The organism is Escherichia sp. MOD1-EC5990, from assembly GCF_002965285.1.
GTDB lineage: Bacteria > Pseudomonadota > Gammaproteobacteria > Enterobacterales > Enterobacteriaceae > Escherichia > Escherichia coli_F.
Window position 1 is genome coordinate 135,941 of the sequence record NZ_PTRV01000009.1, and the last position, 12,358, is coordinate 148,298.

A 12,358-nucleotide genomic window follows, 5' to 3' on the forward strand; every position below is an offset into this window, starting at 1 on the left:
GACAAAATGAAAGGAGGAGCCTCGGAAAATACTTTTAATTAATGTGCGTTAGACGCTGTGTGGTTATCCATTGAGTGGCTCTGGCGCTCATGCATTTTGCGAGCGTAGAACATCAGGATAATCAGGCTGACGATGAAGGTACCTGCCAGCTCGAAGGAGCTTGCGCCCATCAGCGCGATGAAGCAGAACACGCAACCCAGTACAGAGCAGATCAGGCTGACAAAGTTGCGGATGTTAACGCCTTCAAAACGAATCAGGTCAACGCAAGAGTAGAAGTACGGCAGCATAGTCAGCAGTACTGCGATACCGGTCAGTTCACCGAACAGGTCAGATGCTTTACCACCGGCAGAGTTCATCAGAGTGATGAGGATCATCAGGGCAGTCATTTTCACTGCAGCCAGCAGCAGACCTTTTTTCGGAATACCGTTGCTGTCGACTTCACCATAAACTTTCGGGAAGTTACCGTCGTTAGCGGCACGCACACCTGCCTGACCTACCAGCATCATCCAGGAGCCCAGAGAAGTCAGGCACGCAAAAGCGGTGAATGCAGAAACCATCGGCGCAGCCCAGTTACCCAGGATAGTAGAAGCACTGATTGCAAACGGAGCACCGGAGCCTGCCATTACAGAAGACGGATACATACCGGAAAGCACCTGAGTCGCAGCGATGTAAACAATACCTGCTAAACCAGTACCCAGCATGGTTGCCAGCGGAACGGTACGTTTCGGGTTTTTAACCATACCAGTACTTACCGCTGCGGATTCAACACCCACGAAGGCCCACAGGCAGAGCAGAATACTTTTAATGATCGCATGACCATCAGTAGTACCTGCGGTATTCCAGTTAGCAGCATAAGTTGCAGCATCAAACCAATGCCAGCCAACAATAGCAGTCATAACTACAGGAATAAGAACCAGCACCAGACCAATAGTGGTTAAACGGCTTACCCAGGTACCGCCGAGCATATTTACAAAGGTAAATACCCAGACGATAGCAATACAAGCGATACCCGCCGGAACAGGATCATTTAATACAGGGAAGAAGGTGGAAAGATAAGATACAGCGGTAATACCAATCGCCAGGTTACCAATCCAGTTAGCATGGTAATAAAGAACACCTGTCTGAAAACCAAATGCAGGAGAAATTTCTCCGGCATAAGCAATTGGGCCACCTTGTTGCGGGTTTTTTGTTGCCAGTCGGGCATATACATAAGCCAACGACATTGCACCAATAATAGAGATAATCCAACCCCAGATAGCAATACCACCGATACTTGCAAGGTTCGCAGGCAATAATGCAATGCCGCTCCCCATCATATTACCGGCAACAACACCGGTACAGGCAAATAGCCCGATCTTCTTGGCAGAACTCATGCTCTTCTCCTAATTTCATTTTTGAATTTGGAGTCCGGGTCATGATGCGTAACTATTTACTGACCAGACCAAACTGGCGACAAGATTACTCAAAAAAAAAGATTAATCCTAAAGATTAGGTGAAATAACACAAAAGTTTCTGTAAGTGAGAACTTGAGGTTTTTTATTAACACATCAGGATCGCAAGTTGATATCATGAAAAGATAAACATTCAATATTTACAATGAATTAAGAGATGTTTTTCGGTTAAATTTATGTTATAAAAAATATGCGGCAAATAAATTGCCGCAACATATTATACCAACAATAACATACAAAAAATCAACAACAAATATTCCCGAGCATGAGTCAACCCGGGAGTCACTTATTCTGAGGCGAGAAATTTGTCGAGATAAGGTACAACATAAGGAACAGAAGTCTGGAATATACCATTTTCAATCCAGTAAAGGGTGTTTGCCCCTGGGCGTAAATTAAAGGCGGTGAGATATGCATCAGCTGCTTCCCGGTTCATCCCCTTCATTTCATAAACCTTGCCAAGCAACACATAATTTAGCCAGGACATTTCAAGATCAATGCCAGTATTTATCGCCTGGTAAGACTCATCTGTTTTACCTTTTACCAGAGCACTGACCGCTTTTATTTGATATATAATGGACAGGTTGTTCAATTCCGGCAGTGTAACAATGTTATCTATTTCTGTATTCAGTGCTGCTAATTGTTTTTCATCTAAAGGATGTTGAGAATGGCGCACGATATCAACTAATGCTTTTTCTGCTCTCGCGTAGGTAAATTCGGGGGATGATTGAACAATCTCACCTAGTAATTCACTGGCACGGTTCAATGATTTATCATCGCCATGCAGTAAATAATCATGAGCCTGATAAAAATTAGTTAATAACGCACCACGATGCGGCAAAATTTGCTGGAGCATCTCCTGCATTCGTTGTGGCCACGGTTGGTTTAACGCTTTTGATAAACTCTCCAGTAAATCATTTTGAATCGCCAGCTGATTACCGTTAGTGATGACATAACGTTTATCCAGCATGGTTGAACCATCTGCATTGTCTACCAATTTTACCGACATAAAGCATTGTTGAGCACGGTATTGGCGCTGATTAACAAACGCAATAGATAATGTTTTACCGGAACTGCTCGGTTCATCAATGTTGTAGTTGATTTTGTCATGCACCATAAAGGTGGAGAAGGTGTTAAGTGATGTCGCCACCAAATCACCCACGCCTATCGCGTAAGAGAGCTGATACGGGGAACTCCAGCTGTTACAACTTTTATTTACCATATTAATGTCAATATCGCGTGGATTGAGCAAAATACGCGATTTGCTCATCGGAAGACGTGTATCAAGACTTGAAAACGCTACCAGTGCTACACAGATACCTAACGACAACAGGAAAAAAAACCATACCCAAAAGGTAGTGAATCGTTTGCTTTTAACTGGGGATTGTTCAGGTGGTGTTGCGGTGTTTTGAATGTTAAGACTTTGGGAGGGAGAATCTGTGTCAGGAACCGCCTCTGGTATAGGGGGAGGCGAAGATAGCATTATTTCCTCTCCCTCTTCTTCGCTGTACCAGATAACCGGCACCATTAATTTATAGCCGCGCTTTGGTACAGTAGCGATATAGACAGGACTATCTTCATCATTATCTTTTAATGACTTACGTAGTTCTGAGATACTCTGCGTCACAACGTGATTGGTGACAATACTTCTCTTCCAGACATTATCGATAAGTTCATCCCTGCTAAGTACTTCGCCACTGTGTTGAGCAAAGAAAACCAGAAGATCGATTAATCTCGGCTCAAGGGTAAGTTGACGCCCATTGCGGCTAATTTGGTTTATGGACGGAGTAACAAGCCATTCGCCAACGCGAACTACAGGTTGTTGCATAATAGAAACTCATTCGAAAAGGGAATGATGCAATGATAATTGCCACAACCTATTTTTACCATCTATAGATGGTTTTATTTACATATTATTGGTGAATGCAAGACGTTATTTTTACCAGCCATAAACTTCTTGATTACATAGTATTACGAAAGGATTTTACTGAGAACCAGAAGTAATATTCCTTATCATCAAAATTCATCATCTTTGCCAAAGAAAAATGTTCAGAAAATAATCCATGGGAAATTGCCCGGCGCGCTTACTATTTTTATGGATTGTTAGTCTTTGCATGAGCAAGCGGACTGATACCTTTCTCTTTGTTCTCATTCAGAAAATCTCATCAGTCGGCGTTCTGCCCGAGGTTGTGCTTTATATATGTCATCGGCAACGATACCGTTAAGCTCTTGATGACATCATTTGATTTTCAACTGCATCACGCAGCCGCACGACATTTCGTGAGAGTCATTCATAGCTTAGGGATAAATTTCCCAGAGCTGGGGTATACCCGCAACATGCTGGCGATGTGGGAAAATTTGGTTGAGATTGTTAGAAATGATTTGAAGGCAGAACGCTTAAATCACATGGCGTCCTGAAACGAAAAACGGACCTCCGTGGAGGTCCGTTTATATGAATTTGGTGCCCGGACTCGGAATCGAACCAAGGACACGGGGATTTTCAATCCCCTGCTCTACCGACTGAGCTATCCGGGCAACGGGGCGCATTAAACCGTAATCTGCACATCTCGTCAACCTAATTTCAGTAAAAGCGATTCAACTGCTTAAGATTGCGGCAAATCGCTTCTTTTCTGTGTTTCTGTCAGGTCAGTGCGCCACCCTGGCGGCAGCGAGCGAAGCGCAGGATATCTTCTGCCAGCCGATGTGCGGTGTCGACATCCGCGTGGCTACGATTCACCAGCATTCGGCTTAAACAGCCTTCCAGCACCAGTTCCATCTGCTTTGCTACCATCGCCGGATCGTCAACTTCCAGCGTGGTTAACAGTTCGTGGGTGAAATCGTAGGCCGCGCTTTTTTGTTGATCGGCCAGTTGATGAATAGGGTGGCCAGGATCGGGATAAAACGTACAGGCAGCGATAAACAGACAGCCCGGATAGCGGTTGTTTTTAACGCACTCCGATAGCGCCTGATAACGCGCCAGCAGCTTTTGTTCGGCGGTTTGCGTTTCGTCCAGCATCAGCTGACGACGCCAGACATCTATCTGTTGGCTAAGATAGCGCAGCGCATCATAGAGGATTGCCTCTTTGTCTGGCCAGAAGCGGCGTAGCTCGTCCAGTGGATAATCCACACGTTCAGCAACCATCTCCAGCGTGGTGTTGGCAATCCCTTGTAATTCTAATAATTTCAGGGCTTCTCCCAGTACATCTTCACGTTGCACGCTATTTTCCTCCGTCTTTCCCACTGCAAGTGTCGTTCACGGTTGGCGATCGCGCAAATGTGCGCTGAAGGTTTCAGCATCCATAAAGCCCGTGACACGCGCTTGCGGATGCTCCTGGCCTTGTCCGTCAAAAAAGAGAATTGTCGGTAGGCCAAGGACATTGAGATGTTTTAACAGCGCCACATCTTGGGCGTCGTTGGCAGTGACGTTGGCTTGAAGTAAGACCGTGTCTGCTAACGCTTTTTGCACCTGAGGGTCGCTGAAGGTGTATTTCTCGAACTCTTTACAGGCGACGCACCAGTCAGCATAGAGATCTAACATCACTGGTTTACCTTTGGCTTCGGCGAGTGCCTGATTTAATTCATCCACCGTTTTGATTTGTGTAAAGTTGAGATGCGTCTGAGTTTGCGCGGTATGCGTCGCACCAAATGCCCAATCCTGAAGTGGGCGCACGCTAACCAATGCTGCTGCCAGCAGAATTATTTGCACTACGCTCATCCAGCCGCGTTTGGCCTGTAGGCTGGTGATAAAGGCCCAGCCAAAGAATGCGACACCAAGCGCCGACCACAAGCGTAATCCCCATATATCACCAATCACTCGCTCCAGCAGGAAGACCGGCAGTGCGAGGATCACAAAACCAAACGCGGTTTTGACTTGTTCCATCCACGGGCCGCTTTTCGGCAGCAAGCGGTTACCAAAGACGGTAATTAGCATCAGCGGCAGGCCCATGCCCAACGCATAGAGATAAAGCGTGCCGCCGCCCAGCCACATGTTCCCGCTTTGGGCGATATACAGCAGAATCGCGCTAAGCGGTGCGGTGGTGCATGGTGAACAGATCAGTCCGGCAATCGCCCCCATAACAAACACACCGCCAGGTGAGCCGCCCTGTTGGCGATTGCTCATCAGCGTGAGGCGCGTTTGCAGCGAAGAGGGGAGTTGCAGGGTAAACAAGCCAAACATTGACATCGCCAGCAAGGTAAAGACGATAGCGAGGCCAATGAGCACGTATGGGTGCTGTAGCGCCGCCTGGAACTGTAACCCTGCGGCGGCAACCACCAGACCCAGCGCCGTATAGGTCAGCGCCATCCCCTGCACATAAATAAAGGTCAGCATCAATGCTCTGGCAGTGGAGAGTCGCTGTTTACCGCCCAGCACGATGCCGGAAATCAGTGGGTACATTGGCAGCACGCATGGCGTAAAGGCGATACCAATACCGATCAATAACGCCCAGAGCGCGGAAAAGGGCAATTGCGCGGTGGGCTGCTCTTGCTGCGGAACAGACACAAGCTGTGACGCTGCGTTGTTGGCGACCACTTCGCTTAACGGAACGGTTTTGGTTTCTGGCGGATAACAGAAACCGGCATCAGCACAGCCCTGGTAGATGACAGTTAACGTCGCTCCCGCACTCGCCTGGTTGATGGTTACGGGAAGCGTCAGCCGATCGCGGTAAATCTCGCTTTTGCCGTAAAACTCATCTTCATGCCAGACGCCTTGCGGCAGCTGCACGTCGGCAATTTTCGCGTGTTCCGGCGTAATGCGGACCTGTTTACGGTAGAGGTAGTAACCGTCTTTGATCTGCCAGGTCAGATTCAGGTCATGTTGGTTTTGCTGAAAATCAAAAGCAAAGGCTTGATCCGCGGGGACAAATTGTGAACGTCCCGGCGCGTCGAATAATCCGGCAAAAACGGAAGTGCTGCAAAGTAGCAGGATCAGCGTAAAGATGCGTTGAGCCATGAGAGGTAATCTGTGTCTCCGTGTGTAACAGGTAAAACCAGAAGTTCCGGGGTTTGATATGGATGATGAGACTTCAGGCATTCCAGCAGTGCCTGCTGGAGAGATACGGTAGTTTTTAAAATCATCTGCACTTCGTATTCTTGCTCCAGCTTACCTTCCCAGTAATAGAGAGAGGTAGCGCCGGGGATCAAGGTCGCGCAGGCCGCCAGTTTTTCCGCCAGCACTTTGGCAGCTAAATCCTGGGCTGTCGCTTCATCCGGTGCCGTACATAGCACCACGACAGACGCGGTATTCGAACTTTTTTCATCAAGCATAAACACCTCGCAAGAACAGATGGAACCGCAAGAGAGAGGTCACTATACAACGGACGGGGGAAGGATGTTAGTCGGCGGGAAAGAAAGCGGGGCCTGAAGCCCCGCGATTGGTCATTACAGCATGAAGCTACCCAGCATGAAGCCGAAGCAAACGGCCAGGGCAACACCCAGAGTACCCGGGATGAAGAACGGATGGTTGAAGACGAATTTACCGATACGGGTAGTACCCGTGTCATCCATCTGTACCGCAGCAACCAGCGTCGGGTAGGTCGGCAGAATGAACAGACCAGACACCGCAGCGAAAGAAGCAACAGCGGTCAGCGGAGAAACGTTCAGTGCCAGAGCCATCGGCATCAGTGCTTTTGCTGTTGCAGCCTGAGAGTACAGCAGAGCAGAAGCAAAGAAGAAGATGACGGCCAGCAGCCACGGATGACCCTGAATCACTTCACCAGCGGTATCTTTGATCCAGTCGATGTTGTTGGAAACGAAAGTATCGCCCAGCCACGCAACACCCAGGATACAAATACAGGCGCTCATACCTGCTTTGAAGGTGCTGGAGTTGAGGATGTTGTCGGTATCGACTTTACAGATAACGGTGGTCAGAGTTGCAACGCTGAGCATGATGATCAGGATTGCGTTGGTGGTGTTCATCAGCGGTTTTTCAACCAGACCCATGCTTGGGCTGTTGATGATTGCATAGATAACAACGCCAACTACGCCCAGCAGGAACAGCCAGACGGACGTTTTTGCACCGGATTTGATTTCAATCTGCTTTTCACCGCGCAGTTCAACCAGGCCCTCTTCCAGACGCTTGCGATAAATCGGATCGTCAGAGAGTTTGGAGTTGAACAGCATAGTGACCAGGAAGGACATCACCAGAACCGCCAGCAGGGTGGACGGGATGACCACGGAGAGCAGATGGAGGTAGCTGATGCCATGACCTTCCATCACGGAAGACATGTAAACCACTGCTGCTGAGATTGGCGATGCGGTGATCGCAATCTGCGCGGATACCACTGCAGTAGACAGCGGACGGCAAGGTTTAACGCCTTGTTCCTTCGCAACTTCAGCGATAACTGGCAGTGTCGCCAGAGAGATGTTGCCAGTACCAGCAAAGATAGTCAGGAAATAGGTCACGATCGGTGCGAGGATCGTGATGTATTTCGGGTTACGGCGCAGCAGCTTTTCTGTCTGATGAACCAGATAGTCCAGACCGCCAGCAACCTGCATGGCAGAGATAGCGGCGATAACCGCCATGATAATGGAAATGACATCGAACGGGATGTTACCGGGTTTAACGCCAATAGCGGCAAGAACCAGCACCCCCAATCCGCCTGCAAAACCAATACCTATTCCCCCCAATCTGGCGCCCAAGAAGATCGCCAGCAAAACTATGATGAGTTCTACAACTAGCATATTAGCCTTCCTTGTTTTTTAACAAGTTGATATTAGATTGTTATTTTTAAGTTACTGATCACAAGAAAAAAGGCACGTCATCTGACGTGCCTTCTTTATTTGTACTACCCTGTACGATTACTGTTCGCTTTCATCAGTATAGCGTTTTGCTTTGTAAGCCGGGTGCATCAGATTCTGTACGGAGAAAATATCGTCAAGTTCCGCTTCAGTCAACAGACCGCGTTCCAGAACGACTTCACGTACACTCTTACCGGTTTCGGCACAGATTTTACCCACGATGTCACCGTTGTGGTGACCGATGAACGGGTTCAAGTAAGTAACGATACCGATAGAGTTGTAAACGTAACCTTCGCACACTTCTTTGTTAGCCGTGATGCCGTTAATGCATTTTTCCAGCAGGTTGTAGCAAGCGTTGGTCAGAATGTGAACGGATTCGAACATAGCCTGGCCAATGACCGGCTCCATAACGTTCAACTGCAGCTGACCTGCTTCTGCTGCCATGGTAACAGTGGTGTCGTTACCGATGACTTTGAAGCATACCTGGTTAACCACTTCCGGAACAACCGGGTTTACTTTAGCTGGCATGATGGAAGAGCCCGCCTGCAGTTCCGGCAGGTTGATCTCGTTCAGGCCGGCACGTGGACCAGAAGAGAGCAAGCGCAGGTCGTTACAGATTTTGGACATCTTCACAGCCAGGCGTTTCAGCGCGCCGTGAACCATAACATAAGCGCCGCAGTCAGAGGTCGCTTCGATCAGGTCTTCAGCCGGTACGCATGGGAAGCCAGTGACTTCAGCCAGTTTTTTCACTGCCAGCGGAGAGTACTCTTTCGGCGTGTTCAGACCAGTACCGATTGCTGTTGCGCCAAGGTTAACTTCCAGCAGCAGTTCAGCGGTACGTTGGATGTTTTTCACTTCTTCTTTCAGCAGGATGCTGAAAGCGCGGAATTCCTGACCGAGGGTCATCGGTACTGCGTCCTGCAGCTGGGTACGACCCATTTTCAGGATGTCCTGGAATTCGACAGCTTTACGTTCAAAGCCTTCACGCAGTTGGTTAATCGCATCTACCAGCTTAATCAGGGAAGAGTAAACTGCGATACGGAAACCGGTCGGGTAGGCGTCGTTAGTGGACTGACATTTGTTAACATGGTCGTTCGGGTTCAGGTACTGATATTCACCTTTCTGGTGACCCATCAGTTCCAGACCGATATTGGCCAGCACTTCGTTGGTGTTCATGTTTACGGAAGTACCTGCGCCGCCCTGGTAGACGTCTACCGGGAACTGATCCATGCATTTTCCGTTGTTCAGGACTTCATCACATGCGGCAATGATGGCATTCGCTACACTTTTAGGAATGGTTTGCAGCTCTTTGTTTGCCATAGCTGCGGCTTTTTTAACCATTACCATACCGCGAACAAATTCAGGAATATCACTGATTTTGTTGTTGCTGATATAGAAGTTTTCAATCGCTCTCAGAGTGTGAACACCATAGTAGGCATCAGCTGGAACTTCCCTGGTACCCAACAGATCTTCTTCGATACGAATGTTGTTTGACATGTGAACCTTCTTTTTCAAGCTGCCAATGATTTGCTTTAAACACACAGAATATATGTGGTTTCGAATGTTTTTCGACCGACGATTATCCCCTGCATCGACCGAATACCCGAGATCATATGCTGCTTGAGGATTTCTACCGTAATCTGGATCACTTTAAGTGTCGGTTTTTACCCCTTAATTATTAATTTGTGAAATAGATCACCGCTTTGGGATTACTACCAAAAATAGTTGCGCAAACATCTTGAAATTTTGCTAATGACCACAATATAAGCTGAACGCGATTCGCAACCCATTCAGGTAGCCGGGTTTAACCGGCTGCTATTACAGGAGAAACCTTTGCGCTGGTTACCTTTTATTGCCATTTTCCTTTATGTCTATATTGAGATTTCAATCTTTATTCAGGTTGCCCATGTATTGGGGGTATTGCTGACCCTCGTGCTGGTTATATTCACGTCAGTTATTGGTATGTCACTGGTACGTAACCAGGGCTTTAAGAATTTCGTGCTGATGCAGCAAAAAATGGCGGCAGGTGAAAACCCAGCGGCGGAGATGATTAAAAGTGTTTCGCTGATCATTGCCGGTTTGCTGCTTTTATTACCGGGCTTTTTCACCGACTTCCTCGGTCTTCTGCTTTTATTACCGCCGGTGCAAAAGCATCTGACAGTGAAGTTGATGCCGCATTTGCGCTTTTCTCGCATGCCAGGCGGCGGTTTTAGCGCCGGGACCGGTGGCGGTAATACTTTTGATGGTGAGTACCAGCGAAAGGATGATGAGCGCGACCGCCTTGATCATAAAGACGATCGCCAGGATTAATGCCGAAACGCCGGATTATGTGGTTATGCCATTTTCCGGCGTTTTTCGTTTTGGCAGAAACAGCCATAACCCCGCCAGCATGATCAGCGCATAGAGACTTTTCCAGCCGACCATTGCTAGTAACAGAACGCATAACAGCCCGCCAACCACCGCCAGTAGTCGATAACGTCCTTGCAATAATTTACAGCCTGCCAGCATGCATAACAGATAAATCATAATAAAGATGCCATTGGCATAGATGATAAGTGCGTCCAGATTGATCTCTAAAGCATGAATCACCAACGTGCTCACCACGCAGCAGCCGAGCACCGCATTGAGGGCATTATTCGGGATATGACGAGAAGAGAGGCGTGCCAGGTAGTGGTCAGGATTATGTTGCGCCTGCGACCAGACCAGGCGGGCGAAGCTCTGTATATAAATGTTGAGACTGGCAAAGCAGGCCAGATAGCCAATCACGCAGGCAATCCATAACGCTCCTACACCGAACAGTTGCACTACAATTTTTGGAAGCGATGCTGCTGCCGCCATTTTTTCACCGTAGGCGTCGAAGTGTAAGACGACTACCGTACAGCCCCAGTAGACTAATCCTGCCAGCAGCAGACCAATCATCAACGCGCGAGGAAAATCACGCTCTGGATTTTTAAATTCCGAGGCTAGGTGGGCAAATGCTTCCAGACCGACAAAGCACCAGAACATCACTGATAACGCAGCAAATAACCCAGTAAGTTCGATATTACCTGGTGCAGGGAAGGGGATATTCGCAGGTTTGATATCGCCCGCCCACCAGATGGCGACAATTAGCGTGACGATAAGCCCGGCAATGACTGTTTGTAGATTAGCACTGGAACTGGCACCGCGCGTACCGATATACCACACCAGCGCCAGCGTAACGAGTTCTGCCAACAGCAGTTGCCAGCTATGCCAGCCAAACATTGCCTGGCCGAATCCGGCAGCAATTTGTAGCGCGGCAGGCAAACCTACGGGAATGACCGATAAAAACAGCCAGCCGGTGACTCGCTCAAGCCGCGAACCAAACGCCATACCGACGAAGTGTGCGACGCCGCCTGCACTGGGATAGTGGCGCCCCAGAATCGCAAACACAATCGCAATCGGGAACACTAAGATAATCAAAACGGGCCACGCCCACAGGCTGGTATTGCCTGCTACCAGTGCAGCTAACGCAGGAACGGCAAACACGCCAGTGCCTAATAATGACGTCGATAGCAGGCCGATGCCCTGGGCCAGCCCCAGTTCTTGTTTGAGTCCACTCATGGGTTGATGTCCGATTGCGCCCAAATCTTGGGCAACTGCGTAGATTTTCGATGGTAGCACAATCAGATTCGCTTATGACGGCGATGAATAAATTGCGATGAAATGTGAGGTGAATCAGTGTTTTCACCCGATTTTGTGCTGATCAGAATTTTTTTTCATTTTCCCCCTTGAAGGGGCGAAGCCTCACCCCCATTTCTCTGGTCACCAGCCGGGAAACCACGTAAGGTCCGGCGTCACCCATAACAGATACGGACTTTCTCAAAGGAGAGTTATCAATGAATATTCGTCCATTGCATGATCGCGTGATCGTCAAGCGTAAAGAAGTTGAAACTAAATCTGCTGGCGGCATCGTTCTGACCGGCTCTGCAGCGGCTAAATCTACCCGTGGCGAAGTGCTGGCTGTCGGCAATGGCCGTATCCTTGAAAATGGCGAAGTGAAGCCGCTGGACGTGAAAGTTGGCGACATCGTTATTTTCAACGATGGCTACGGTGTGAAATCTGAGAAGATCGACAATGAAGAAGTGTTGATCATGTCCGAAAGCGACATTCTGGCAATTGTTGAAGCGTAATCCGCGCACGACACTGAACAT

10 protein-coding genes and 1 tRNA gene are annotated in these 12,358 nt (G+C 48.4%); 2 read left to right on the top strand and 9 right to left on the bottom strand.

The genetic code is table 11. The features are described 5' to 3' along the window. Positions 1-38: 38 nt before the first annotated feature. From cadB to aspA, 8 genes are all read right to left on the bottom strand, one after another. Positions 39-1,373, bottom strand: a complete 1,335-nt coding sequence (cadB, locus tag BEB42_RS12960; RefSeq protein WP_000092915.1) for a cadaverine/lysine antiporter — start codon at positions 1,371-1,373, stop codon at positions 39-41. 364 nt (positions 1,374-1,737) lie between these two features. Next, complete coding sequence (gene cadC / locus BEB42_RS12965) at positions 1,738-3,276, bottom strand: lysine decarboxylation/transport transcriptional activator CadC (protein WP_001187201.1); 1,539 nt, start codon at positions 3,274-3,276, stop codon at positions 1,738-1,740. A gap of 631 nt (positions 3,277-3,907) precedes the next feature. Beyond that, a tRNA-Phe gene (locus BEB42_RS12975) sits at positions 3,908-3,983 on the bottom strand. Positions 3,984-4,089: 106 nt separating this feature from the next. Beyond that, on the bottom strand, positions 4,090-4,665 hold the full coding sequence (locus BEB42_RS12980; RefSeq protein ID WP_001317578.1) for a transcriptional regulator: 576 nt from the start codon (positions 4,663-4,665) through the stop codon (positions 4,090-4,092). A 36-nt stretch (positions 4,666-4,701) separates the two neighbouring features. Further along, the gene (dsbD, locus tag BEB42_RS12985; protein WP_000068958.1) at positions 4,702-6,399 is read right to left on the bottom strand and encodes a protein-disulfide reductase DsbD; all 1,698 of its coding nucleotides are present in this window, start codon (positions 6,397-6,399) and stop codon (positions 4,702-4,704) included. Continuing rightward, a complete protein-coding gene (gene cutA, locus BEB42_RS12990; RefSeq protein ID WP_000883405.1) occupies positions 6,375-6,713 on the bottom strand; it encodes a divalent cation tolerance protein CutA in 339 nt (112 codons plus the stop codon). The genes dsbD and cutA overlap by 25 nt, the downstream gene beginning before the upstream one ends. Before the next feature lie 114 nt (positions 6,714-6,827). Further along, entirely contained in the window at positions 6,828-8,129 is a 1,302-nt protein-coding gene (gene dcuA / locus BEB42_RS12995; protein WP_000961958.1) for an anaerobic C4-dicarboxylate transporter DcuA, read from the bottom strand. A gap of 117 nt (positions 8,130-8,246) precedes the next feature. Then, entirely contained in the window at positions 8,247-9,683 is a 1,437-nt protein-coding gene (aspA, locus tag BEB42_RS13000; protein ID WP_000069437.1) for an aspartate ammonia-lyase, read from the bottom strand. A gap of 336 nt (positions 9,684-10,019) precedes the next feature. Here aspA and BEB42_RS13005 point away from each other — a divergent pair, with 336 nt between their 5' ends. Further along, positions 10,020-10,496, top strand: a complete 477-nt coding sequence (locus tag BEB42_RS13005) for an FxsA family protein (protein WP_001267448.1) — start codon at positions 10,020-10,022, stop codon at positions 10,494-10,496. 15 nt (positions 10,497-10,511) lie between these two features. On the opposite strand, the gene yjeH is transcribed toward BEB42_RS13005, so the two are convergent. After that, complete coding sequence (yjeH, locus tag BEB42_RS13010; protein ID WP_000015866.1) at positions 10,512-11,768, bottom strand: L-methionine/branched-chain amino acid transporter; 1,257 nt, start codon at positions 11,766-11,768, stop codon at positions 10,512-10,514. Between the two features lie 275 nt (positions 11,769-12,043). On the opposite strand from yjeH, the gene BEB42_RS13015 reads away from it, so the two are divergent. Next, the gene (locus BEB42_RS13015) at positions 12,044-12,337 is read left to right on the top strand and encodes a co-chaperone GroES (protein WP_001026276.1); all 294 of its coding nucleotides are present in this window, start codon (positions 12,044-12,046) and stop codon (positions 12,335-12,337) included. The last annotated feature ends 21 nt before the right edge of the window (positions 12,338-12,358 follow it).

Bases quoted from the DNA above. Each gene is read 5' to 3' on its own strand.
- yjeH (WP_000015866.1), bottom strand. From the start codon at position 11,768: ATGAGTGGACTCAAACAAGAACTGGGGCTGGCCCAGGGCATCGGCCTG.
- cutA (WP_000883405.1), bottom strand. From the start codon at position 6,713: ATGCTTGATGAAAAAAGTTCGAATACCGCGTCTGTCGTGGTGCTATGT.
- dsbD (WP_000068958.1), bottom strand. From the start codon at position 6,399: ATGGCTCAACGCATCTTTACGCTGATCCTGCTACTTTGCAGCACTTCC.
- dcuA (WP_000961958.1), bottom strand. From the start codon at position 8,129: ATGCTAGTTGTAGAACTCATCATAGTTTTGCTGGCGATCTTCTTGGGC.
- cadB (WP_000092915.1), bottom strand. From the start codon at position 1,373: ATGAGTTCTGCCAAGAAGATCGGGCTATTTGCCTGTACCGGTGTTGTT.
- cadC (WP_001187201.1), bottom strand. From the start codon at position 3,276: ATGCAACAACCTGTAGTTCGCGTTGGCGAATGGCTTGTTACTCCGTCC.
- BEB42_RS13015 (WP_001026276.1), top strand. From the start codon at position 12,044: ATGAATATTCGTCCATTGCATGATCGCGTGATCGTCAAGCGTAAAGAA.
- aspA (WP_000069437.1), bottom strand. From the start codon at position 9,683: ATGTCAAACAACATTCGTATCGAAGAAGATCTGTTGGGTACCAGGGAA.